Source organism: Pandoraea aquatica, assembly GCF_902459565.1.
Taxonomy (GTDB): domain Bacteria; phylum Pseudomonadota; class Gammaproteobacteria; order Burkholderiales; family Burkholderiaceae; genus Pandoraea; species Pandoraea aquatica.
In genome coordinates, this window is sequence record NZ_CABPSN010000001.1 from 855,649 (window position 1) to 880,771 (window position 25,123).

General features: G+C 63.6%; 20 protein-coding genes. 5 read left to right on the plus strand and 15 right to left on the minus strand.

The genetic code is table 11. From position 1 onward, the window contains the following. Window positions 1-252 precede the first annotated feature (252 nt). The 4 genes from phaR to phaC form a co-directional block, all read right to left on the minus strand. Window positions 253-849: a polyhydroxyalkanoate synthesis repressor PhaR gene (gene phaR / locus PAQ31011_RS03525; RefSeq protein WP_150574485.1), complete on the minus strand. Its 597-nt coding sequence runs from the start codon at window positions 847-849 to the stop codon at window positions 253-255. Window positions 850-1,012: 163 nt separating this feature from the next. Then, window positions 1,013-1,753 (minus strand): 3-ketoacyl-ACP reductase, encoded by a 741-nt coding sequence (locus PAQ31011_RS03530; protein ID WP_046292247.1) that lies wholly within the window; start codon window positions 1,751-1,753, stop codon window positions 1,013-1,015. Between the two features lie 198 nt (window positions 1,754-1,951). Continuing rightward, complete coding sequence (locus tag PAQ31011_RS03535) at window positions 1,952-3,133, minus strand: acetyl-CoA C-acetyltransferase (protein ID WP_046292248.1); 1,182 nt, start codon at window positions 3,131-3,133, stop codon at window positions 1,952-1,954. A 65-nt stretch (window positions 3,134-3,198) separates the two neighbouring features. After that, entirely contained in the window at window positions 3,199-4,959 is a 1,761-nt protein-coding gene (gene phaC / locus PAQ31011_RS03540; protein WP_150574894.1) for a class I poly(R)-hydroxyalkanoic acid synthase, read from the minus strand. Between the two features lie 293 nt (window positions 4,960-5,252). Between phaC and PAQ31011_RS03545 the strand changes: the two genes are divergently transcribed. Further along, window positions 5,253-5,435, plus strand: a complete 183-nt coding sequence (locus PAQ31011_RS03545) for a hypothetical protein (RefSeq protein ID WP_150574486.1) — start codon at window positions 5,253-5,255, stop codon at window positions 5,433-5,435. A 4-nt stretch (window positions 5,436-5,439) separates the two neighbouring features. On the opposite strand, the gene pgeF is transcribed toward PAQ31011_RS03545, so the two are convergent. Continuing rightward, on the minus strand, window positions 5,440-6,246 hold the full coding sequence (gene pgeF / locus PAQ31011_RS03550) for a peptidoglycan editing factor PgeF (RefSeq protein WP_150574895.1): 807 nt from the start codon (window positions 6,244-6,246) through the stop codon (window positions 5,440-5,442). A 34-nt stretch (window positions 6,247-6,280) separates the two neighbouring features. Beyond that, entirely contained in the window at window positions 6,281-7,429 is a 1,149-nt protein-coding gene (locus tag PAQ31011_RS03555; protein WP_174989909.1) for an RluA family pseudouridine synthase, read from the minus strand. Between the two features lie 21 nt (window positions 7,430-7,450). On the opposite strand from PAQ31011_RS03555, the gene PAQ31011_RS03560 reads away from it, so the two are divergent. Continuing rightward, the gene (locus PAQ31011_RS03560) at window positions 7,451-8,278 is read left to right on the plus strand and encodes an outer membrane protein assembly factor BamD (protein WP_052252785.1); all 828 of its coding nucleotides are present in this window, start codon (window positions 7,451-7,453) and stop codon (window positions 8,276-8,278) included. Between the two features lie 96 nt (window positions 8,279-8,374). Next, on the plus strand, window positions 8,375-9,094 hold the full coding sequence (locus PAQ31011_RS03565) for a glutamine amidotransferase (RefSeq protein WP_246179320.1): 720 nt from the start codon (window positions 8,375-8,377) through the stop codon (window positions 9,092-9,094). 85 nt (window positions 9,095-9,179) lie between these two features. Here the strand turns inward: PAQ31011_RS03565 and PAQ31011_RS03570 are convergent, their stop codons facing one another. The 3 genes from PAQ31011_RS03570 to PAQ31011_RS03580 all read right to left on the minus strand — a co-directional run bounded on the left by PAQ31011_RS03570 (window position 9,180) and on the right by PAQ31011_RS03580 (window position 12,858). After that, the gene (locus PAQ31011_RS03570) at window positions 9,180-11,411 is read right to left on the minus strand and encodes an ATP-dependent DNA helicase (RefSeq protein WP_150574488.1); all 2,232 of its coding nucleotides are present in this window, start codon (window positions 11,409-11,411) and stop codon (window positions 9,180-9,182) included. 152 nt (window positions 11,412-11,563) lie between these two features. After that, window positions 11,564-11,767, minus strand: coding sequence for a YdcH family protein (locus tag PAQ31011_RS03575; RefSeq protein WP_039397848.1), 204 nt, complete (start codon window positions 11,765-11,767; stop codon window positions 11,564-11,566). 158 nt (window positions 11,768-11,925) lie between these two features. Continuing rightward, complete coding sequence (locus PAQ31011_RS03580) at window positions 11,926-12,858, minus strand: hypothetical protein (protein ID WP_150574489.1); 933 nt, start codon at window positions 12,856-12,858, stop codon at window positions 11,926-11,928. 87 nt (window positions 12,859-12,945) lie between these two features. On the opposite strand from PAQ31011_RS03580, the gene PAQ31011_RS03585 reads away from it, so the two are divergent. Next, window positions 12,946-15,300, plus strand: coding sequence for a Tex family protein (locus tag PAQ31011_RS03585; RefSeq protein ID WP_150574490.1), 2,355 nt, complete (start codon window positions 12,946-12,948; stop codon window positions 15,298-15,300). 162 nt (window positions 15,301-15,462) lie between these two features. Beyond that, entirely contained in the window at window positions 15,463-16,296 is an 834-nt protein-coding gene (locus PAQ31011_RS03590; RefSeq protein ID WP_150574491.1) for a hypothetical protein, read from the plus strand. Between the two features lie 97 nt (window positions 16,297-16,393). Here PAQ31011_RS03590 and PAQ31011_RS03595 read toward each other — a convergent pair whose 3' ends face one another. The 6 genes from PAQ31011_RS03595 to PAQ31011_RS26290 all read right to left on the minus strand — a co-directional run bounded on the left by PAQ31011_RS03595 (window position 16,394) and on the right by PAQ31011_RS26290 (window position 25,122). Further along, window positions 16,394-18,286 (minus strand): potassium transporter Kup, encoded by a 1,893-nt coding sequence (locus PAQ31011_RS03595; protein WP_150574492.1) that lies wholly within the window; start codon window positions 18,284-18,286, stop codon window positions 16,394-16,396. Window positions 18,287-18,732: 446 nt separating this feature from the next. Beyond that, window positions 18,733-19,455 (minus strand): DUF2968 domain-containing protein, encoded by a 723-nt coding sequence (locus PAQ31011_RS03600; protein ID WP_150574493.1) that lies wholly within the window; start codon window positions 19,453-19,455, stop codon window positions 18,733-18,735. A gap of 348 nt (window positions 19,456-19,803) precedes the next feature. Further along, window positions 19,804-21,210, minus strand: coding sequence for a sigma 54-interacting transcriptional regulator (locus PAQ31011_RS03605; RefSeq protein ID WP_150574494.1), 1,407 nt, complete (start codon window positions 21,208-21,210; stop codon window positions 19,804-19,806). Window positions 21,211-21,314: 104 nt separating this feature from the next. Next, entirely contained in the window at window positions 21,315-23,366 is a 2,052-nt protein-coding gene (locus tag PAQ31011_RS03610; protein ID WP_174989911.1) for a TadG family pilus assembly protein, read from the minus strand. Window positions 23,367-23,438: 72 nt separating this feature from the next. Further along, window positions 23,439-24,008, minus strand: a complete 570-nt coding sequence (locus PAQ31011_RS03615) for a DUF3613 domain-containing protein (RefSeq protein WP_174989913.1) — start codon at window positions 24,006-24,008, stop codon at window positions 23,439-23,441. Between the two features lie 34 nt (window positions 24,009-24,042). After that, complete coding sequence (locus PAQ31011_RS26290; RefSeq protein WP_174989915.1) at window positions 24,043-25,122, minus strand: tetratricopeptide repeat protein; 1,080 nt, start codon at window positions 25,120-25,122, stop codon at window positions 24,043-24,045. Window position 25,123: the final 1 nt, after the last annotated feature.

A 25,123-nucleotide genomic window follows, 5' to 3' on the forward strand; every position in this document is an offset into this window, starting at 1 on the left:
CTGATGTAGTAGATGCTTGTAACGGTCGACCGGTACGCGACACCGTTGGCGTCATGCGTCTTCTACGTCTGATGCGACGTAACCGGCTGAATAACCGCGCATTTTACCCTGATCGTCTGCCGTTCGTTCCAACTATTGCGCCGCAACGCAGCCGATCGGGTCAAATCGTCGGCAGTGTGCGCCCCACGCCACACTGCCGCGTTCGCAGGCACCGTCCATCTCCGGTCGATGCCCGTCGTCAAAAAGCCTCGTTCAGGGCTTTTTGTTCGGGTCCCGGCCCGGGGTACCCGGCGTACCCGGCGCGCCCGGGGTACCCGGGAACGGGAACGTGCTGAACATGTTCTTCGCCTGGCTCTGCATCTGCTCCTGCATCTGCACAAACAGGTTCTTCGACTGTTCGATGTAGTTGGTCATCATGCCCTGCATCATCGGCGCCTGCATGTTCATGAATTGCGCCCAGACGTCAGGGTTGAAGGTCGCACCTTCGTAGATGCCCTTCGACTGATCGGCCAGCTTGCTCTGAATCTCGATGAAGGTCTGGATATTCTTCTCGAGGTACGTGCCCATCATGCCCTGCAGCGCGTGGCCGTAGAAGCGGATGATCTGGGCCAGCATGGCGCTCGAGAACATCGGCACGCCGCCGGTCTCTTCTTCCAGAATGATCTGCAGCAGGATGCTGCGGGTCAGGTCCTCGCCCGTCTTGGCGTCGACGACCTTGAACTCCTCGGTCTCGAGCACCAGTTGCTTCACATCGGCAAGGGTGATGTACGTACTGGTTTGGGTATCGTACAGACGCCGGTTCGGATACTTTTTGATCAGGCGTTCGTCAGTCTTCTTGCTCGCGGTCATGCGGTGGGTTTCCTGCGTTTTTTGAAGGACTACCCCGACCGGCGGTCGGGGTTAATCACATATTATCGATTCTAGGGGGTTTGCTGCTATGCGGCAAAGCCCTAACCCGATTCGAGGCGCTGTACCTGCTGCGGCCCGCAGTGGCCATGCGCCCCGTCACCGCTTAGCCCATGTGCAGGCCGCCGTTGAGCGAGAAGTCTGCGCCCGTCGAAAAGCCCGAATCGTCCGAAGCCAGCCACGCGACGATCGAACCGATCTCGCCCGGCTCGCCCAGACGCTTGACCGGAATGGTTGCCACGATCTTGTCGAGCACGTCCTGACGGATCGAGCGCACCATGTCCGTGCCGATGTAGCCCGGCGACACCGTGTTGACCGTCACGCCCTTGGTCGCCACTTCCTGCGCCAGCGACATCGTGAAGCCGTGAATACCGGCCTTCGCGGTCGCGTAGTTCGTCTGACCGAACTGGCCCTTCTGACCGTTCACCGACGAGATGTTGATGATGCGGCCCCAGCCGCGCTCGCACATCCCCTCGATCACCTGCTTCGTGACGTTGAACAGGCTCGTGAGGTTGGTGTCGATGACGGCATCCCAGTCTTCACGGGTCATCTTGCGGAACACGGTATCGCGCGTGATGCCGGCATTGTTCACCAGCACGTCGATTTCACCGACTTCCGACTTGACCTTGTCGAACGCTGCCTTCGTGGACTCCCAGTCGCCGACGTTGCCTTCGGAGGCAACGAAATCGAAACCCAACGCCTTCTGATCCTCCAGCCACTTCACGCGGCGCGGCGAGTTCGGACCGCAACCGGCCACCACCCTGAAGCCATCTTTGTACAGCCGCTGGCAAATAGACGTACCGATACCGCCCATCCCGCCTGTCACATATGCAATGCGTTGAGTCATGGAACGCTTCCCCCAAAATAACGGCAAACTGCCGCCTGTTGCGACTGCCAATTGACCGACGCGCAGGCCGCGCGTTCCCACGCGTGCCTTTCGTCTCCTGACTACTTCGGTGCGAACCCGTGCGCATTGCACACACGGGCGACACCGATTCTTCTGCGGCTCAAACGACTAACGCTTGCACGCGTCAATCTCAAAACGTCAGACGCGCTCCACCGCCAGCGCCACGCCCATGCCACCGCCGATACACAGCGACGCCAGCCCGCGACGGGCATCGCGGCGTGCCATTTCATGCAGCAGCGTGACGAGAATACGGCAGCCCGACGCACCGATCGGGTGTCCGATGGCGATGGCGCCGCCGTTCACGTTGATCTTCGACGTGTCCCAGCCCATCTGCTTGTTCACCGCCAGCGCCTGTGCAGCGAAGGCTTCGTTGATTTCCATCAGATCCAGATCGCTCGCCTTCCAGCCCGCACGGGCGAGGCAGCGCTGCGATGCCGGCACCGGGCCGATGCCCATGACCGACGGATCGACGCCCGCGTTCGCGTACGCGACGATGCGCGCGAGCGGCGTGAGGCCCAGTTGCTCGGCACGCTTGGCCGACATCACGACCACGGCAGCTGCGCCGTCGTTGATGCCCGACGCGTTGGCGGCCGTCACCGTACCGTCCTTCGAGAAGGCGGGCTTCAGACCGGCCAGCGACTCCGCCGTCACGCCGTGACGCACGAACTCATCGGTGTTGAAGACGACTGGATCGCCCTTGCGCTGCGGAATCGAGACCGGCACGATTTCAGCGTCGAAACGGCCTGCTTTTTGCGCAGCTTCCGCCTTGTTCTGCGAAGCGGCGGCAAACGCATCCTGCATCTCGCGCGTGATGCCGTATTCCTTGGCCACGTTCTCGGCCGTGATCCCCATGTGGTACTGGTTGTACACGTCCCACAGGCCGTCGACGATCATCGTGTCGATCAGCTTCGCATCGCCCATACGGAATCCGTCGCGCGAACCCGGCAGCACGTGCGGTGCGGCGCTCATGTTCTCCTGACCGCCCGCCACGACGATATCGGCTTCACCGGCGGTGATCGCGTTGGCCGCGAGCATCACGGCCTTCAGGCCCGAGCCGCACACCTTGTTGATGGTCATGGCCGGCACCATGGCCGGCAGGCCGGCCTTGATCGACGCCTGACGCGCCACGTTCTGGCCCGAGCCGGCGGTCAGCACCTGACCCATGATGACTTCGCTGATGTCCTCGCCCTTCAACTTCGCGCGCTTGAGGACTTCGTCGATCACGATCGCCCCCAGATCCGGTGCGGCCACCTTGGCCAGCGAGCCGCCAAACTTACCGACCGCCGTACGGGCAGCCGACACAATCACGATATCCGACATGTCTCATTCCTCTTTTTCAATGGGTTCGAACCAGGGGGGATGCCCGTTCGCTCAGGCTTTCGCCTTCACGCTTTTGCCTTCACATAACGCCCGGGCGCCGGTTCAATGGGTGCATAAGCAACATTACCATACGCATTTTGCGCTTTAACGCGTTTGCCGGCGTAGCCTGCGAGCCAATCGCTCCAGTCGGTCCACCAGCTTCCCGGATGCTCCGTCGCCCCGGCCAGCCAGTCGCTCGCGTCGACACCGACATCGTCGTTGCGCCAATAGCTGCGTTTCTTCTTCACCGGCGGATTGACCACCCCTGCGATGTGACCCGACGCGCCCAGCACGAAGCGACGCTCGCCGCCGAGCAACGGCAACGAACGGAACGCCGACGTCCACGGCACGATGTGATCTTCGCGCGAGCCGAACACGTATGCCGGCGCCTCGATGGCCCCCAGATCGACGGGCACGCCGCAGGTCTGGATCGCACCGGGTTGTTTCAGTTCGTTCTGCAAATAAAGGTGACGCAGATACCAGCAGAACATCGGGCCGGGCAGATTCGTGCCGTCGCCATTCCAGTACAGCAGGTCGAAAGGCTGCGGCGCATTGCCTTTCAGATAGCTGTCGACGACGTAATTCCAGACCAGATCGTTCGGACGCAGGAACGAGAACGTGTTGGCAAGCTCGACGCCGCGCATCAGTCCCGGCGGCTGGCCGAGACCGCCACCGATCGTCTGTTCGCGGAATTGGACATGCGGCTCGTCGACGAAAACGTCAAGCACGCCGGTATCGGAGAAGTCCAACAGCGTCGTGAGCAACGTCACGCTGGCGACCGGCGACTTGCGCCCCGTCTGCCCCTTGGCGGCGAGCACAGCGAGTGCTGCGGCCAGCAACGTGCCACCCACGCAAAAGCCGAGTGCGTTGATCTGCGGCTGGCCGCTGATCTCGCGCACTACGTCGATGGCGGCAATCGGGCCTTCGCCGACGTAGTCGTCCCAGTTCTTGTGGGCGAGCGATGCATCGGGGTTGCGCCACGATACGACGAACACCGTGTGGCCCTGCTCCACGGCGTAACGCACCAGCGAATTCTCGGGCTGGAGATCGAGGATGTAGAACTTGTTGATGCAAGGCGGCACGATCAGCAACGGGCGTTGGTGCACCGTCGGCGTGAGCGCCTTGTACTGAATGAGCTGAATCAGGTCGTTCTCGAAGACCACGGCACCTTCGGTCGTCGCAACATTACGTCCGACTTCGAAGGCCGCCTCATCGGTCTGCGACACTTTGCCCTTGCCCATGTCGACGAGCAGGTGCTGCATGCCCGCCAGCAGGCTATCGCCGTGCGTCTGCACGAGCCGCTGCTGTGCATCCGGGTTCGTGGCAATGAAGTTCGCGGGCGAGCTTGCGGCGACCCATTGCTCGACCGCGAAGCGAATGCGCTCGCGTGTCTTCGCATCGGCGTCGACCAGTTCGGCCATGCGCATCAGGAAGCGACCGTTGAGCAGATAGAGCGCAGCGGGCAGCGCGTAGAACGGATTGCGCCAGCCCTCGCCGGCAAAGCGACGGTCCCCGAGTGCAGGGGCCGTATCGAGACCGGGTTGATTGAAGCTGGCGACGAGTTCGGCAAAGTCGCGGGCGTATTCCGACTGAAGCTCGTTCAGTCTCGCAGGGTCGACGTGCAACGACGTCGGCTGCGGCATGGTGCCTGATTTACCGAAAAGTTCGAAAAGCCCCGCGAACGGGTTCGCGGCAGCCGCTGCACCATTCGCAGCGAAAGATGACGGGCCAGCAGATCCCGGCAACGCGCCGAACAATTGTTGGGCGGCCTTGAACCACTGCGACATGTCCTGAGCGGAGAGCGAAGCGGAGGGAAACTGCTGGGCAAACGAGGCGGCAAACGAGGCCGGATCGAAGTTGGCACTGGCGCGATTCATGGTAGCCTGAGTGTCACGTCCGTTGCGTTCAGGGCCGGCGCCCGAAACGCGGCGGCGTGCTTCACTTTATGAGCGATGCGCCCCGCCTGTGAAGCATTCTTGCGTGCGCGCGCAGGCGTGTCAATCTTTGCGGCGAACGTCCTGGGTGCATTGTCCCGTCGCCTTACCCATTTTTGAATGCGCGTTTGCCCCGACTTGTCCCGATGATCATTGTTCTTCTCGGCTGGCTCTACGTCATTGGCATGGTCGCCATCACCGCGCCGTCTGCGTGGCTGGGCATTGCCATCTTCCTGTTCGGCGGGATCGGGCCGGCGCTCCTCATCCTGTACATCGCGGGAAGCCGCGCGCGGCGCACGCGCGCGCTGCGACCCGATGACGCGGAGTAGCGCTTCAGCTAACGCGCCAGACCAGCGCGGCCATGCGTCCCGTCGTCCGATCGCGACGATAGGAGTAAAAGCGCGCCGGATCGCCGACGGTGCACCACGTTCCGCCCGAAACGCTCGTCACGCCCTCACGCGCGAGGCGCAAGCGTGCCAGCGCACACAGATCCGCCAGCGATTTGCCAGCGTCCGGATCGCCATGGGGGACGAAGGCCGCAGCCGTTGCGTCCCGCTCCTGCGGGGTCGCCGCGCCGAGGAACGCTTCGCGCACCTCCGGTCCCACTTCGAACGCCGTCGGCCCGATGCACGGACCGAGCCATGCGATCACTTGCGCGCCATCGTCGCCATCGTTCTGCCCGGATTTCTGCAACCGCGAGCGCAACGCCTGTACTGTCTGCTCGATGACACCTGCGCAAAGCCCCCGCCAGCCCGCATGTGCCGCCGCCACGGCGCGCCCTTGCGCGTCGCACAGCAGCACCGGCAGGCAGTCCGCCACCATGATCGTGCTCGCCAGCCCGACGGCGTCGGTCGCGCTGGCGTCCGCCTGTAGCGGCTCACCGGCGTTCACGGCGTCGAATGCGGCCAGTGCATCGACCACGCGCGGGCCGTGAACCTGCGCGACCCATGCCGACGGCACACCCGTCCTCGCGGCCAGCAACGCACGATTCGTACGCACGGCTTCGGGATCGTCGTCCGCCTTGTAACCGAGGTTGAACGTGGCCTGCGGCCCTTGACTGACGCCGCCCGCCCGCGTCGTGAACACGGCGCGAACGTTCGCCGGGGCCGGCCAGTCGGGAACGATCCAGTCTGCGGGCATCGTGTCTTGCGCGCTATCGAACTTGCTGTCTTGCTCAGGCAGGGAAGAAGTCATCGAGCGAATCGGGGAGCGTTGTGAAGTCGAATTCGAGGCCGAGCGCGCGCATGAGTTCACGCATGTCGTCCGGCAGCGGCGCTTGCCAATGCATGGCGGCATCGTCCTCGGGATGGATCAACCCCAGACGCCACGCGTGCAGCGCCTGCCGCGCAAAGCCACCCGGCAGCGCCGGACGCTTGTGACGCGGCTTATAGAGCGGATCGCCCAGCAGCGAATGCCCAAGATGGGAAAGATGAACGCGAATCTGGTGCGTACGCCCCGTGTCCAGCGAGCAAAGCACTAGCGAAATCGGGGATCCTTCCCATTCTGCGCTCGCGACCGTCACCACCCGGGTGCGCGCCGGCTTGCCGCCCTGCCCCTGCACGACCGCCATGCGCGTGCGCTCACGCGGATCGCGGCCAATCGGCGCGTCCACGACGGTACGCAGCGGCGGGCGCCCCCATACCAGCGCGGCGTAATGCCGCTTGACGGAGCGCGCCTGCAACTGGCGGACCAGATCCGTCTGGGCGACCAGCGTGCGCGCGACCACCATCAGGCCGGACGTCTCTTTGTCCAGCCGGTGGACGATGCCTGCACGCGGCAGGTCGGCGGCCGCTTGCCCATAACGATGCAGCAGGCCGTTGAGCAGCGTGCCGGACCAGTTGCCTGCCGCCGGGTGAACGACAAGGCCTGCGGGCTTATTGAAGACGGCGAGCGTGGCGTCCTCATAGACAGCGTCGAGCGGTACCGGCTCCGGCGCGAACGCCAGTTGTTCGGGGAGTGCTGCGGGGGTAATGACCACCGCTTCGCCACCGGCCACTTTCTGGCGGACCTTGGCGGTTTCGCCGTCGAGCGTGACGCGGCCGTCTTCGACCCAGGCCTGAAGGCGGCTGCGGGAATATTCCGGGAAGCACTGCGCCAGCGCCTTGTCGAGACGCTCGCCGGCGAGCGCGTCGGGCAATGTCGCGACGAGCGGCGCGGCGGCGGAAGACTCGGGAATCGAAGAAGTTGCGTCTGTTACGGCGCTTTGGATGGGGTCTGAGAAAGCCCCCGGAAGCGAGTCGAAATCGTCGTCTGACGAATCCTCCGCATTTTCCGTGGCAAATGAGGCGGTTACGCTATAATCCGGCACTATTGAACGGGTCATCGAGAAGTGAAGCCAACGAGCATGCAAGCCCTGAAACTTGTCAAACATCTGACGCTGGCCGCGATTGTGGTCGGCAGCATGGCCGCCTGTGGCATTCTGCCGGAGAAGGTCGACGAAACGGCCAGCTGGTCGACGAACAAATTATACTCGGAAGCCAAGGACAGCTTCGACGGCGGCGACTATACGAAAGCCGCCAAGTACTACGAGTTGCTCGAAGGGCGCGACCCGTTCGGCCCGCACGCTCAACAGGCCCAGATCAACACGGCCTACTCCTATTACAAGGACAACGAGCCGGCTCAGGCGCTCACGGCCGTCGATCGCTTCATTCGTCTGCATCCGGACAGCCCGTCGATCGATTACGCCTATTACCTCAAGGGCCTGATCAACTTCAACGACGACCTCGGCCTGTTCGGCCGCTTCTCGGGTCAGGATCTGAGCGAGCGCGATCCGAAGGCGCTGCGTGCCGCGTATGACAGCTTCAAGTACCTGGTCGAGCACTACCCGACGAGCAAGTACGCGAACGATGCCGCCCTGCGCATGCGTTACGCCGTGAACGCGATGGCCGCCCACGAAGTGCACGCCGCCGAGTACTACTATCGCCGTGGCGCGTATCTGGCCGCTGTGAACCGCGCGCAGACCGCCTTGCAGGACTACGATCAGGCACCGGCGCTGGAAGATGCCCTCGGCATCATGATCAAGTCGTACGACAAACTCGGCATGACCGAACTGCGTGACGACGCTCGCCGCGTGATGGAAAAGACCTACCCGAACAGCGGCTACCTCACGGTCGGCCGTCGCATCGACAACAATCCGGGCGACAAGAAGTCCTGGTGGCAGATCTGGCGTTAAGCCGGTTGCCGGTTCGAATGCATCGAAAAGCCCTCGCCTATGCGGGGGTTTTTTGTTTCCCGTCGTCATGACGATCCCTCGACAGGAGTTCGTTTTGTGAGCACCACCCCCGCCCCCGACAAGACACTGCTGGCCTTGCGCCACGTGCACTTCGAAGACCTCGGCACCCTGGCGCCGTACTTCGCCCAACGCGGTTACCGCATCGAGTATGTCGATGCACCGCTCGCGGACCTTCGCGCCGTCGACGTCCTTGCGCCCGACCTGCTGGTGGTACTCGGCGGTCCGATCGGGGCGTTCGACGACGTGATTCACCCGTTTATCGCAAATGAGCTTGCGCTGGTGAGAGCACGCCTGAGCGCTAACAAGCCGATTCTGGGTATTTGCCTCGGCGCGCAGTTGATGGCGCGCGCGCTGGGTGCAAAGGTCTATCCGCTAGGGGTGAAAGAAATCGGTTACGCGCCGCTGACGCTGACCGAAGCCGGACAATCGTCTCCGCTTGCCGCCCTTGGCAACGCCAGCGTGCTGCACTGGCACGGGGATCAGTTCGACATTCCACCGGGCGCGACGCATCTCGCTCGCACTGCGATTGGCGAAAATCAGGCCTTCGCGATGGGCGATCACGCACTCGGTCTGCAATTTCATCTGGAAGCCGATGCCGCCTGCATCGAGTCCTGGCTCGTCGGCCACGCCTGCGAACTCGGCACCGCCAAGATCGACCCGACAACGTTGCGCAACGATGCACGCGTGCATCACGCACGCCTGTCGGAGGTCGCACCGGCCGTCATCGGGCGATGGCTGGATGCCCTTCCCGGCTAACGACCTTCCGGCTTAAATCCCGCAACAAAAAAGCCAGACGCATCGACGTCTGGCTTTTTCTATGTACATACGGGACGAACAGTCGTCAGCCGCCGGCCTCCGCCGCCATCTCGTCGAAGAAACCGCGCACAATCGGCAACTCCCGCGTGCGCTTGAACGGCGGCAGACTCTGCCAGATCCGACGCCCGTAAGGCTTATCCACCAGACGCGGATCGCAAATCATCAGCACGCCGCGATCGGCCTCGGAGCGAATCAATCGTCCCGCGCCCTGCTTCAGCGTAATCACGGCCTGCGGCAATTGGTGAACGGCAAACGGGCTCAGCCCCTTCTTCGTCAATGCGTCGAGACGTGCGGCCAGCACCGGGTCGTCAGGCGGCGCAAACGGCAGCTTGTCGATGATGACGAGCGAGAGCGCCTCGCCGCGCACGTCCACACCTTCCCAGAAACTCTGGCTACCGATGAGCACCGCGTTCCCCAGCGCGCGGAAACGGTCGAGCAGTTCGGTACGGCTGGCTTCGCCCTGCACCAGCAACGGGTACGGCCAACCGCGACGCTCGAACTCCTCGCGCAGACGCTCTGCTGCGCGATTCACCGCGCGCAGCGTCGTACACAGCACGAACGCCCGGCCACCGCTCACTTCGAGCACGGGCAACGCGGCGTCGAGCACGGCATCGGTAAAGTTCGGCGCGGAGGGTTGGGGCAAGCCGCGCGGCACGTATAGCAAGCTCTGATTCTGATAGTCGAACGGACTCGCCAGCGTGAGCGACTTGCCCGCATCCAACCCAAGCTGGGCGGCGTAGTGCATGAAGTTGCCCTTCACCGACAGCGTAGCCGAGGTGAAGATCCACGCGCGCGGTGCGCCGGCGCGCTGCTTCGCGAAAATCGGCGCAATCGAGAGCGGTGTCTGATGCAACTGCACTGCCTGCGAAAACACTTCGATCCAGCGGACCGTTTCCGGCGGCGTATAGGTTTTTTCAGTCTTGTCCGATTTTGCGTCGCCGTCTTCCGCAGCCTTCACCTCGGCGGCGAGCCGCGCAGCTTCCGCCTCGCGTGCCTTGGCCGCCTTCTCGCGCTTGCCGTCGGTCACACGCGGCGCGTCGGGATCGAGCAACGGCAGCGGCTGTTCGCCCGGCGTCGGCGGCGTCACGCCCATCTGCCAGCGCTCCAACTGCTCGTGCAATTCCAATGCCCGGCGCAGACATGCGCCCAACGCTTCCGCACGTTCGGACTGATGCTGAAGCGTCTCGATGAGGTCTTGCAGCGCGAGGTCCACACTTTCGAGCGCGCCAAACAGTTCGTGATCGTCCGGCAATTGCGTGACGGACATGCGCGCGTTGTCCTGACCGAACGTCAGACGCACATCGCGCGCGGCACGCTCCAGACTCGCGCCGAGCTTGACCCAATCGGCCGCGTCGCGCGCATGAATCAGCCCCTCCGCCACGCAGTCGCGCGCCAGTTCGAGCAACTGCGTGGTCGAGACCGTCTCACCGAAAAAGAGCGTGGCCGTCTCGGGCAACTGATGCGCTTCGTCGAAGATGACGGTGTTCGCGCTAGGCAACAATTCGGCCATGCCCGTGTCGCGCAGCATGACGTCCGCAAAGAACAGGTGGTGATTGACGACGACGAGGTCAGCCTGCTGAGCCTCCTTGCGCGCCTGCATCACGAAACAGTCCTTGTAGCGCGGGCAATCCTGACCGAGGCAGTTATCGCGGGTTGAGGTCACCTGCGCCCAGATCGGTGCGTTCTCGGGGACGGACGCCAGTTCCGCCTTGTCGCCACTGTGCGTGATTTGCGCGAACGTCGTGATTTCGCGCAGTTGCGCCGCCTCGTGACGTGACGCGAAGCGCCCTTCCTGCTGCGCGCGCTCCAGATAGTAGTGGCAGAGGTAGTTCGCGCGCCCCTTGAGCATGGCCACGGTCACGGGCACGGCGAGCGCCTTGCGCACGGTGGGAATGTCGCGCGCGAAGATCTGATCCTGCAAATGCTTGGTGCCGGTCGAGATGATCGTCTTGCCGCCCCACAACATCGCGGGCACGAGATAAGCGTAGGTCTTGCCCGTGCCGGTGCCGGCCTCGGCGATCAGCGAGTCGTGTGTGTCCATGGCGGCTGCCACGGCGCGCGCCATCTCGGTCTGCGGCTCGCGCGAGCGGTAACCGTCGATGGCGCGGGCGAGCATGCCGCCGTCGCCGAAGATTTCCTCCAACTCGCGTTCGCGCCGGGGCGCGAGCGGCTTGAGTCCGTGGAACGTCGGTGCGTCCGGACTATCGGGGCTTCGGGAGAGATCAGTGGAATCGCTGGATGCGGCGGAATCGGTCAAAACGGCTCAGAAAACTCGAAGGCGCCGCGATTCCCCTTGTGGAGATTCGCGGCGCCGCAATGAAAAAATACCCGCGCGGACTTTTCGGACAACGTTTCGAACAAATTCGGACGATACTCGCCGACGTCTCGCGGATCTGCGGATTAGCCCACTCAGGCGGGCTGATCCGGCGTTTGTTGCACTTGCAGCAGGGTGATCGTGTCTTTGATCTTCAGACGGCGCTTCTTGAGCCGGGAGACCTGGAGTTCGTCGTACGTCGGCTCCGTCAGCAACTTGTCGATCAGGTAGTCCAGATCGCGGTGTTCGATCTGCAACTCGATGATGCGGCGTCCAACGGAGTGAAGATCTTGCTGCATCGTGGCGACTCTCCTGCAACTCTCAAGTGATTCCGGTATCGGCCCTAATCGACTCAACCGCCTTGGCGGCCTTAGCGACGCCTTAGCCGCATTAGCCGACTCAACCCGCACATTCCAAGCAGCGGCGCGCGTCGATATGTCCCGACACGCGGCGTCGCTTACTGCCCCTGAATGGCCTTCTGCGCAGGCGAGCTGCCCGATTGCGACTCGTTGCGGCGGGCATCCGACTTCTGCTGACGCTCGATGGCTTCCTGCTGCTTCTGGTTGTACTTACGGACGTTCTCTTCGCGCTCGGCAGCCTTCTGCGCCGCCGATGCCTTCGCCTCGTCGAGCTTTTGCTGCTGCGCGGCCTGCTTGGCATTGTACGTCTGGGAGTTCGCCGCGCGCTCAGGTGCCTGGCCCGTACGCTCCGTCACCCGCTGCTGATACTCAGCCTGCTTGGTTTCGTAATCGGAGACGTTTTGAGCACGCTCCGCCGCGCGCTGCGGCGCTTCGGCAGCCGTTTGTGCCCGCTTTTCCGCCAGACGCTCGTCACGCTCCTGAGCGCGTGCCTTGCGCTCCTGATCTTCCAGCACGAGACGCTGGCTGCGAACGGCCTTGAGCGCTTCGCGCTGCTCGTCGCGCGCATTGTCGATGCAATGGTTCACGAAGAACTTCGACGCACACTCGTACTTGGCTTCTTCGAAACGGTAATCGATCCATGCCCGCTGACGATCGAGCACTGCGCGACGGCCGCCAAAATCGTCGGCGGCCGGATGCAGGTCCAGTTGATCGTCATAGGGAACGGGTTTGTCGTCCTCGGCGGCAGCAGCGGCAGCGCTGGCCTTGCTGGCCGACGACGGGATGCGGTCAGCGGCCGCATCGAACGGCTTGACGGGCACCCGGAGCTGTTCGGTCGTACGCCCGGCCGCCTCGACGGCGGAGAGGCCCTGTTGCGCCGATGCGGCAAACGGCATGACGGCCGCAGCCGTCACGACGCCGAACAGCCCGACGGCGGAGATCGTTGCACGTGCGGGACGGCGCGAAACCTGGCGCAGATTCAGTCGCGAAAACAATTTTTCGAAGGAAATCATGAGGTTGAGCGGAGTCATGCCAAATTTTAGCATTGCCTGCCCGGACGCGCCCGCGGTTTATGGCAAAATGCCCCGCTCCTGGCACTTGGGTAACTCGCAACACTCATGACGCAAAACGTAGCCCTTCAGATCGTTCAACGCATTGCCGACGAACTTAACGTGCAGCCGCGTCAGGTCGCCGCCGCCGTGCAACTGCTGGACGAAGGCGCCACCGTGCCCTTCATCGCTCGCTATCGTAAGGAAGTGACCGATAACCTCGACGACACGCAACTGCGGAATCTGGAAGAGCGCCTGCTGTATCTGCGCGAACTGGAAGACCGCCGGGGCGCGATCCTCGCGAGCATCGAAGAGCAAGGCAAGCTGACCGACGAACTGCGCACCGCCATCGTGGCGGCGGAAACGAAGCAGACGCTCGAAGACCTTTACCTCCCGTACAAGCAAAAGCGCCGCACCCGTGCGCAGATCGCCCGCGAAGCCGGCCTTGAGCCCCTCGCGCAGGCCCTGCTCGCCGATCCGACGCTCGACCCGCAAGTCGAAGCCGCCAAGTTCGTCGACGCCGAGAAGGGCGTGGCCGACATGAAGGCCGCACTCGACGGCGCGCGCGACATCCTGTCGGAACAGTTCGGCGAGACGGCCGAACTCCTCGGCAAGCTGCGCGACTACCTGTGGAATCAGGGGGTGGTGTCGTCGAAAGTCGTCGAAGGCAAGGAAAGCGAGGAAGGCGAGAAATTCCGCGATTACTACGACTACGCCGAACCGCTCTCAGCGGTGCCGTCGCATCGTGCGCTCGCCCTCTTCCGCGGCCGCAACCTCGGCATTCTGATGGTCAAGCTGGGCCTCGGCGAAGAACTCGACGCACAGGTCCCGCATCCGTGCGAAGGCGTGATCGCCGGTCATTTCGGCATTCGCCAGCAGAACCGCGCCGCCGACAAGTGGCTGGGCGACGTCTGCCGCTGGAGCTGGCGCGTCAAGGTGCAGCCGCACCTCGAATCGGAGCTGCTCACGCAGATTCGCGAGAGCGCCGAGAGCGAAGCCATTCGCGTGTTCGCCCGCAACCTCAAGGCGCTGCTGCTCGCCGCGCCCGCCGGTCCGAAGGGCGTGATCGGCCTGGACCCGGGGCTGCGCACCGGCGTGAAGGTGGCCGTGGTCGATGCGACCGGCAAGCTGCTCGGCACCGACACGATCTATCCGCACGAGCCGCGTCGCGACTGGGACGGCTCGCTGGCTCGCCTGTCGAAGATTGCCGCTGCGACCGGCGCGCAACTCGTCAGCATCGGCAACGGCACGGCCTCGCGTGAGACGGACAAGCTCGCGCTGGAACTGATCAAGCGCCACCCCGAACTGAAGCTGCAAAAGATCGTGGTGTCGGAAGCCGGCGCATCGGTGTATTCGGCCTCCGAATTCGCGGCCAAGGAATTCCCGGAACTGGACGTGTCGCTGCGCGGCGCGGTCTCGATTGCCCGCCGTCTGCAAGATCCGCTGGCGGAACTCGTCAAGATCGAGCCGAAGGCCATCGGCGTGGGTCAGTATCAGCACGACGTGAACCAGCGCGAACTGGCCCGTATGCTGGACGCCGTCGTCGAGGATTGCGTGAACGCCGTGGGCGTGGACGTCAACACGGCATCGGCTCCGCTGCTCGCCCGCGTGTCGGGCCTGAACAGCACGCTTGCGAAGAACATCGTGGACTTCCGCGACAGCAACGGCCCGTTCTCCAACCGCGAAGCGCTCAAGAAGGTGCCGCGTCTGGGCGACAAGACGTTCGAACAGGCGGCCGGCTTCCTGCGTGTGAACGGCGGCGACAATCCGCTGGATCGTTCGTCGGTTCACCCGGAAGCATATCCGGTCGTCGAGCGCATTCTCGCCAAGATCAAGAAGTCGATTGGCGATGTGATGGGCAACGGTTCGGTCGTGCGCAGCGTGTCGCCGACGGAATTCGTCGACGAGCGTTTCGGTTTGCCGACGGTCAAGGACATCCTGACCGAACTCGAAAAGCCGGGTCGCGACCCGCGCCCCGAGTTCAAGACGGCAACGTTCCAGGACGGCGTCGAAAAGCTGACCGACCTGAAGCCCGGCATGCAGCTCGAAGGCGTGGTGACGAACGTGGCCGCCTTTGGTGCGTTCATCGACATCGGTGTGCATCAGGACGGTCTGGTTCACGTCTCTGCCATGTCGACGAAGTTCATCAAGGACCCACACGAAGTCGTGAAGGCTGGCGACATCGTGAAGGTCAAGGTGCTCGAAGTCGATCCGCGCCGTCAGCGTATTTCGCTCACCATGCGTCTGAACGACGATCTGCCGGTGGCCGGCGCGAGCGATCGCCCGAGCAGCGGCGGTGGCAACGCAGGTGGACGGGGTGCCGGCGGCGGTGGTCACCGTGGCAACAATGGCGGCGGTGGCCGTCAGCGCGAGCCGGAAACGGTCAACGCCATGGCGGCAGCATTCGCCAAGCTCAAGCGCTGATCGCAACGGCTGTGCCATAAAGAAAAGCCCGCTCAAATTGAGCGGGCTTTTTTTCGTCCAATGCGTGCGACGCAAGCGTAATGAAAATGCGCAACGCAAACACCGGGCGCACTATCTGCAAGCGGTCAGGTCAAGGATCGCCAGACAATTCCCCCGACGCACGTGGCGCTCACCGATCACGTGCCGCCCAATCCACTTTTGGACATTGATCCGATGACCTCGATTTCCCCCGTCCAAGCGTTGTCATATCCGCTTGGATTCGACTTGCTGGTAGCGTCGAACGACGCCTGTGACCGCGCCTTTCACGCCCCCTCCACCGACACGCTTCGCACGGCATTCACGAAACTCGCCGCATATCACGCATCAAGTGCAAATGAAGCACATGCGAAACGTTATGTCGAAGAAAAACGCAAAGCCTTACTCGAACTTGCCTTCGCCCACCGTCTTCTGATCAACGCAGCGACTCCGTCGTCCGGCGCTTTCAGCAAAGCCGGTTACGCGCTCGGGCTACTCAATCTGACCGACGCGCAATCGCGCCTAATCGCCACGATGTGCGACACCGCCATGGCGTGCCAAAACGACCCTGCAGCACGCGACGCCGCGAGAGACGCGGCGAAAGCGGCGTTTCTCAGCGACATGGGCGAAACCACCATTGAAATCGTTTTTTCGGACAATCCTGCCGATCCGCCGACACATGCAGCAGATCGCAACATCGCGGTGCTGTGGGACCACGCAGCGCCCGCTCTGCTCGTGCGAGACAACCATTCGGGAGTCTGGAGCTACAAGCCGCTCGCCAATCTCGACGCGTGCGCGCAAATCTGGCACGGCACAGAACACTACCCCGTCGACATCGACGACGCGGTCATGGCATGTCTGGCGAGTGGAACGGAAGCTTATGGCGCGAAGGCGATTTTCGGCTTCTACGCATCGCTGTCGAATGCCGGGCTGGCACTGGGCGAGAGTCTGTCGGGTCTGACGTCGGTCGGACGCATCTAAGCGCGTCGGCGCCCGTCGATGCGCGTGGAGCGCGGACGTCATGGCAGTCCGCGCTCCACGCTACCCGGCGATCACCGGGTAGCGAAACCCTTCGCCGTCAAATCTCGATCTTCGTCCCCAGCTCAACCACACGGTTGGCGGGAATACTAAAGAAGTCCGTCGGTTTGGCGGCGTTCTGGTGCATCCAGGCGAACAGGCGTTCGCGCCAGATCGACATCCCCGGCAGCTTGGTCGGCACGACCGTTTCGCGCGCGAGGAAGAACGACGTATCCATCAACTCGAAGTGCATGTCGGTCTTCTCTTCGAGCAGATGCAGCACTTCCTTGACGTCCGGCGTCTCGTTGAAGCCGAACGTCGCGACCACGCTAAAGAGCCCGCCAGTGTGGTCCTTGACCTCAATGCGGCTGCCGTCTTCGGCGTAGGGCACGTCGAGTGTGCGGAAGGTCAGGAAGATCGTGCGCTCATGCAGGATGCGGTTGTGCTTGAGGTTGTGCAGCAAGCTCACCGGCACCAGCGTGTTGCCGCCCGTCAGATAAATGGCGGTACCAGCCACGCGATGCGGCGGATGCGCCAGCAGACCTTGCAGGAACGGACCGAGCGGAATCCCGTCGGCGGCCGTGCGCTCGCGCAGCAACTGACGGCCCTTGTGCCACGTCATCAGCATGAAGAACAGGAACGCGCCGAGCGCCAGCGGCAGCCAGCCCCCCTCTTCGACCTTGATCAGGTTCGCGCCGAAGAACGCGAAGTCGACCACAAGGAAGCCTGTGATGATGAGCGCCACGAGGAACTTGTTCCAGTTCCAGACCTTGACCATGACCACGCAGGCGAGAATCGTCGTAATGACCATCGTCGTCGTCACGGCAATCCCGTACGCCGCCGCCAGATTGCTCGACGACTTGAACGCCAGCACGATCCAGATGATGACCAGCAGCAGCGACCAGTTGATGACCGGCATGTAGATCTGACCGATCTCGCGATCCGACGTGTGCAGGATCTTCATACGCGGCACGTAGCCGAGTTGAATCGCCTGACTGGTGAGCGAGAACGCCCCCGAAATCACCGCTTGCGATGCAATCACGGTCGCGGCCGTCGCCACGATCACCAGCGGCAGCAGCGCCCAGTCCGGTGCGAGCAGGAAGAACGGGTTCTCGATGGCCTTCGGATTGGACAGTAGCAACGCGCCCTGACCGAAGTAATTCAGCGCCAGCGCCGGGAACACGAGGAACGACCACGCGAAGCGAATCGGACGGATGCCGAAGTGGCCCATGTCCGCGTACAGCGCTTCCGCACCGGTCAGCACCAGGAACACCGAGCCGAGCACGATGTACGCTTGCAGCGCGTGCGTGCGGATGAAATGGATGCCGTAGTAGGGATTGATCGCTTTGACGATTTCTGGCGCGAGCACCATGTTGTACACGCCGAGCACGCCGAGAATCACGAACCAGACCACCATGACGGGGCCGAACAGACGGCCGACCTTGGCCGTCCCCGACTTCTGCATCGAGAACAGAATGATCAGGATGACGATGGTAATCGGCAACACGAAGCGTGTGAGCGAGGGCGCTGCGATCTCCAACCCTTCCACCGCCGACATCACGGAGATGGCTGGTGTGATCACCGCATCCCCGTAGAACATGCAGGCGCCGAACATCCCTAGCATCATGAGGACGGACGCCCATTTGCTCCCGGCCCGCACGCTGCGCAGGCTGAGCGCCATGAGCGCCAGCACGCCGCCTTCACCGCGGTTGTCGGCGCGCATCACGAACAATACGTACTTCAGGGATACCACGATCACCAGCGCCCAGAACAGCAGCGAGATGATGCCGAACACGGCTTGCTGATTAAACGGAATGCCGTGCTGCGGATCGAAACATTCCTTGAGCGCATAGAGCGGGCTGGTGCCGATATCGCCGAAGACCACGCCGATGGCCGCCACCATGAGCGCGGGCATGGCCTGAGGGCGCTGCCCGTGTCGAATGTTTTGCGTCATAAGGTTTGGGTAATCGCTTTATTGCGCTGCACAAAATGGGCGCTATTCTAACTGGGCGCCGGTTCCCTCGCCAGTCCGGGCAGATGCTGAGCGCCGGACCTGTTACATGACATGCTTCGCTAGGATATGACGAGCCGCGTGCCGTGACCAGTCCCGCGCGGCAAGGGTTTTGCCCGACATGAGCGCACGTGGGATCGCCGGTGCGGCACCGCTTTTCGAGTTGCAAATGCGCGACATATGCCAGACATGCGCGATTCCTGTGTCGACAGCCCCGGCAATTGCGTGTAGCGACAGTGGCCTGTACGTCCGATGTGTCGACCACGCTGCCCCACGACTGCATGACCCCGGCTGTTCGACACGCCCATGAAAAAAGCCGCCCGAAGGCGGCTTTCTCACATCTTGAGATGTCCGAGACATCACCCAGCGACTCGCTGGTCTGGCATCGATCAGCGACGACGCGTCGTCTTCTTGGTCGAGCCCTTGACGGAGCGCACAAGTTCCGAGTCGACCGTGTTCTGCTGCGCTTCCAGCGAACGGATCTGACCCTGAACGTCCGTCAGGCGGATGCGCGCGGCGCTACGTTCGGTTTCCAGCGCGGCGGCCTGCTCACGCACGGCCTGCTGGTTCTGTGCCAGCGCCTGTTCCTGCTGACGCTGGATGCTGAGGTCGTTCTGCACGGCGTTCAGGCGGGTTTCGCTCTCGGCCAGCTGACGCTCGATCATCGCCTTCTGCGCTTCGAGCTTGATTCGGTTGATTTCGACGTCGGCGAGGACCTGCGTCTGGTGAACGAAGTCGGCGTAAAGCGATTCGGCCTTCTTCTCGTTGCTCACCTTGACCACGCGCCAGAACTGGCCTTCGTGGAACAGGGCGACGTAGTAGCCCAGCGTCTGCGGGTAGAACAACAGGCTCGCGCCGTAGCGACCGTTATAGGTCGTGCGCAGTTCGGTCACTTCCTTGTTCTGGATGCGATCGCGCAGTTCCTGAATCGTGCCCGAGGCGGCGGGTGCCGTGGCCGATTGCGCAGGCACTGCCGGAGCTGCCAGTTGTGCAGGCGTTGCACCCGTTACGTCGCGCACCGCATCGGCAGCCATCGCTGACGTTCCCCAGGCTGCCAGGCATGCCACCCCCACGCCCAACCACAACCGCCCCCGGCAATCACTGATTTTCATCTGATCTGTTTTCCTGTTATCGACCGGACCGTGTGCGGTCCTTATTCGTCGCATTCATTCGCCACCCCGGACTCCGTCCCGAGGATCTGAGACCTGCGTATTTGTGGAATGATAACCGCATGCCCGCAATAGCCGACAATTCTATCCATTGAGGCGCGCTCTTCCAAGCAGGGAATGCGTTATTGTGGCCCCGCGATTTCATCTGTTGATACTGCGCAACTGAAGGGGCGCGGGACTTCCGGTCAGTAGAAGCCGTTTGTCAGAAAAATCCCGTCATTCAAGGTGCGATTGAGGCAGTCCCCACGCAACACGCGGGGTCATACTTGTCCTTCGTATTCACCCTCGTATTTATCCCTCGTATTCGCTCGCCAGCTCCGAATCGTTGCCGACGATCTGATACTTGCGCATCTTCTCCCACAGCACCTTGCGGCTGATGCCCAACGCATTCGCCGTGTCCTGACGCCGCCAGCCATTCGCGTCGAGCGCCGCCACGATGCGCGCGCGTTCGGTGGCGTCCCAGCGTGCACGGTCGGCCAGTGCGCCGCTGCGTGCCGGATCGTCGGCGCGCGGGACCGCCCCGGTGGCACCCATCGACAACGCATCGAAGATCGGACGAATCCGACGCTCGTCCCAGCCCCCGAGTTGCCGGTAAATGATGCCGACGCGCTCGGCGATATTGCGCATTTCGCGGACATTACCGGGAAACACGCCGCCTTCGACCAGTTCGCGCAGCCACGGCGGCACCTGCGCGCCGACTTCGCTGTCGCCGACCACCTTGCCCAGGTACGCCGTGAAGACGGCCAGCTTGTCGACCGGTCCGCGCTCTTCAAGACTGGGGATGTGCAGCTCGATCACGGCGAGACGGTAGAACAGGTCGGCGCGAAATAACTCGTCGCGCACCATCGACTTCAGGTGCTTGTTGGTGGCTGCCACCAGCCGGAAGTCGAGCTTCACCGGCTGCGCCGAGCCCAGACGCGTCACCGCACTGTCCTCCAGCACCCGCAGCAGCTTGACCTGCTGATACAGCGGCAGATCGCCGATTTCATCGAGGAACAGCGTGCCGTCGTTGGCTTGCTCGAAGTAGCCCTTGTGCGAGTACAACGCCCCGGTGAACGCCCCTTTGGCGTGCCCGAAGAAGTGCGACTCGAACAGACCGTCGGGGATCGCTCCGCAGTTCACGGCAACGAACGGCCCCTGCCCGTAGTGGCTCTGCTTGTCGTGCAGCAAACGCGCAATCCGCTCCTTGCCCACGCCGGTCTCGCCGTGAATCAGCACGTTCGAATCGCAGTCGGCAAAGGCATCCACTTCGGCGAGCAGGCCGAGCATCGCACTCGATTGGGCGACGAGCGGGTCGGACGGTACAGGCGCGCGGTCGGCCTCCGCAATCGCACCGGAGAGTTTGAAGATGAGCGTGCGCAGTTCCGCGCCGGAGAAGTCGAGCGTGAGGATGTTGCTGTACTCGGGCGGAAAGACACTGCGGTCATTCTCGCGCGGCGTCGTCGCCACCCAGATCACCGGCATGCCGTGACCGAGCTGCCATTCGTTTGCGTTGGTCGACGCGCCTTCGATCACCGACACACTGACCACGGCGATGGACGGCCGCGCACGCGTGCGCTCGCGCGACAGGTCGGCGCCGTCTGCACGAATCACTTCCATGTCGAAGCTTGCGAGGCAATGCGACACGCGGTCGGCAATGTCCGACTTCCCTTCCCACACGTAGACATCGAGGTCTTCACGTACTGGCTTGCTTTTCATGCTGGTCCGCTCGTTGGCGAACGCCCCCCGGCGTTCGTCATGGTGAAATTCGGTGCGTCGTCCCGGCTCCGGTTTGGGCGTCGCAATGTGTTCCGGTAGGTTCGCTAATACACGAGCTGCACCAGCCCGTTCTGACAATTGATGCTGTCGACCGTCACTGTCGTCATGCCCAGCGTGATGCCCAGCGACGACAGCAGCGTGTTCAGCACGTTGCTGAGCGGCGTGAGCAGCGGGTTGAGCAAGGTGTAGAGCACGCTGCCGAGGACGGGCGAGATGTCGGACGTGCCGATCGAACCCGACACCGCGTTGATACGGCACTGGTTGGCGTTACCGGACAAATTGCACAGTAGATCGGTGACACCGCCGAGCAAGCCGCTCACGATGCCGCCCAATGTATTGACCAGTCCGCCGACCAACCCGCCGACGCCGCCGAGTACCTGCGGCAAGTTGAGTGTCAGCACACCGCCGAGTGTGGTGCCCAGCGCGTTAGTCGTCTGCTTCAGTCCATTGGCCGCCGAGCTGAGGAACGAGTTGACGGTGGAAATCGAAGCACCGGCGACTGCCGACGGCACGTTGTTGACCAGCCCGGTGCCGATGGTCCCGGATGTCGACGTACCGCCGGCACTGACGTCTAGCGACAGACCGGTGAGCAACGCCGAGACGATCTGACTAAGATTCACACTCGACCCGATCGGCCCGACCTTTTGTGGGAACGGTCCTGTGAAGGTAATCGGCGCGGGCGAATTGGTCACGAGCGAGAGGTTGACGTTCGCCCCGACATTGATGAGCCCGAGCAAGGTCGCGATGTTCGTGCGTTGCGTCATGAGCGTGGTGCAGCTTGCCGGGTTGGTCTGCACGTTCACGCCGCTGGCCGCCGCCCCCACGCAAACGTTCACCAGTCCCGAGTTGACTTGCAAGGTGGTCGATGGCGTCGCGCCGCATTGCAGCGCCGTCACGGTCGCCGTCGACTGCGCGACTTCCAGCACAAGCGGCAGGTTCAACTGCGTGCCTACAGCACTGAGAATCCCGGCGAGCGGGCCAGCACTGGACGCTGCCGAATTGACCGTCAGGAACAATCGCACCTGGGCGTTCGTCGCCGTAGCCCCTACGCCGCCGACGCCGATCTGCGGCGGCGAGATCACCCGTGCGACCACCGACACTGTCCCGCCGAGGATATTGAGCGACGGAATTGCGACGGCATTGCTCCCCGTCCCGCCGACGATGGCCGCCGTGATCAGATCGGAGATGCCCACATTGGCGTTCAGCGCGTTCGCCGCACTCACCCCCGCCGCATCGATGTTGGCGATAATGCCCGGCGTCGTTGCCGATCCGAGCAGGTTGATCGGCAGATTGAGTACCGGGCTGTTGGCGAACACATTGATGAGGTTGTTCATCGCCGTGACGGAGGCCGACAATGCGCCGTTCTGCGTGGCGAGTGCCGTATTCGTCGCACTCAGCAGCGTGCCGACCGTGAGGTTCTTCACCGCCGCGACCCCAGAGAGCGACGCTACGCTCACGTCCCCCGTCACCGGCACGCCGAGTGCCTGCAATAGCCCCTTGGGCGTGATGTTCACGCCGACGAGCTGCTGCGCCGCGCCTACATACAGTGTCGGCGAGATCCCCACAGAGTTGAGCAGCGGCGCAAGCACCGAATTATTCGCATTGAGCGCGAGCAGCCCCGAATCGACCGTGAACGTCACCACCGCGGGCGCTTTGCGTGCAACGGCGGTCGCGGAAATCGTGCGCGTGCCCGCCAGTTGGAAGAACGACGGCACGCCGAGCGTGAGCGTCACCTGGACGGCGTTGCCGCTCGCCGCATTGGCCGACGTCGCGGCGACGAACGTCCCCGGTGTCGTCGCCGTGGCCGCTGGCGACGTCCAGGTCCCGCACGACGTGGCGATCGTCAGACTGGTGACGTTGTTGCCGAGATTCGACGCCACGTTCGCCCGCGCGACGGTGTCGTACGAGGTCGTGTTGGCGCAACCGGGCAGCGTTTGCGCGCCGGCGAGCGCCGCCATGTCGGCGGCACGTTGCAGATCGCGTCGCTTCATGAAGGCGAAACCGGCATCGATGGAAAACGCCAGAATCAGCACGACGGTCAGGAAGATGAACGCGAGGATCGGCACCGACCCGCGCTGGCGTCCGGCAAACCACACCGTACGCTTCGTGCCCTTCGCACGAGTCGTGTCATTCGTTGAGCGCCCACGCGCACGCGGAGTCATGAGACATCACTGGCTCGCGCCAGCCCCCGCTGCCGCCGGTGACGCGCCACCGCCGTTGCCACCGCCACCGCCCGTGCCGTTATCGCTCTGGACCATCGTGGTGAAGAACGCCGGGATCGCGTAGTTGAAACTTTCCAGATAACGACGATAAGCGCGCGACGCTGTCGCTCCGAGCATCGGCAGGCCGGGCCCTGCGGCAAGGTTGTTCGACTGCACGGCGAGCAACGCTTCGGTCTCGTCGCCAAGCATGCCGTCGCGCGCGGGCGAACCGATGACCGGCGGCGAGGTGCGACGCACCACGTTGGCCGGAATTCGGACGGCCTGCTGCGAGGGCGCGGCCGTGCTCTGTGCAACGGGTGCCTGCTGTGCCGTGGTGGCGGCCGGTACTGGCTGCGTCACCGGCGCAGCGGACGTCGTAGCAACGGCGCGCGAGTCCGCTCCCCCCATCGTGCCGGTGACGGGCGCGTTGCTCTGCGCTGCGGCGGCCCCGGCCCAAAGCGTGAACACGGCAAGCCCGAGCTGCGCCGCACGAAGCGGACTAACGCCCGGTGTTCCCTGAAGTTTCTGGATGGCCATCTTCACGTCTCCCCTGATGTTGCTGCGTTCGTTCTTACTGCGAATGCGCGAAGCGGTCGAGCATCGAGGTCGGCATATCGCTGCGCGGTCCGTCTCCGGCGCGCGCGAGCTTGGCGTCCGATGCCGACGCGACCTGAGATGGCTTCGACGGCATCTTGCTCTGTCCACTGTCCGACGCGCTCGCCTGCGGCAGTCGGACCACGACCGGCCCATCGCCGTTTGCGCTCTCGCGGGTTGGTGTCGCGGATGCCGATGCGGTTGCCACGACAGGTGCTGCCTGCGGCGCGATGGCTGCAGCCGCCTGTGCTGCGGCCCGTGCCGCGGCAGCGTCTGCGGCCTGCTTGCGCGCCTTGGTCTGCGCCCGGATATCGGCAGCCAGCTTGTCGATGGCTTCGCGCGTGGACGGCGGCATCTTGGCGTTCGTCATCATCGCGTCGGCGCGCGAGCGGTCGCCGGTCACGAGCAGATACACAGCGAGATTGCTGAGCACTTTCTTGCTGTCGGGCTGCAACTCGGCCGCCTGTGCCAGCGGCACACGTGCGGCAGCGGGCTCACCATTACGCAGCAGCGCGAAGCCCAGATCGCTGAGATAGAACGCCTGTGTCGGTGCGCGCGACACGGCCTCGCGCAGCGCCTGCGTGGCCCCGGCGTAGTCCTTGCGCTGTGCGGCGACCAGTCCCAGACCGTGCCAGGCGGCAGCGGCTTCGGTGCTACCCAGCAACTGGCGATACGCCTGCTCGGCCGCGTCGGGCTGCCCCGTCTCGCGCAGAGCATCGGCGCGAAGAATGTCGACGTCAGGCGCGGCACCGAACTGCATGCGGAATTGCTCGATGTGCGCGAGCGACGCGAAGTAAGACCCCTGATCCTGCACCTGACGGATCATCGACAGATACAACTCACGCGTGTCGGGCTTCGCAAGCTTTGCTTTTTCCTCGTCGTTCTGCTGTGCCTGCATGAGCGCGGCGGCCGACGGTGCGCCGTACGCGCCCATCGTCGGCCCGCTACTACACCCGGCCAGCAGCGCGGCACACAGCGCAACGGTCACAGTGGACGCGGCGAGCGCGCCGGCATGGCGCGACTGCGCACGTGCGACGTATGGCGTCTGGATTGGCATG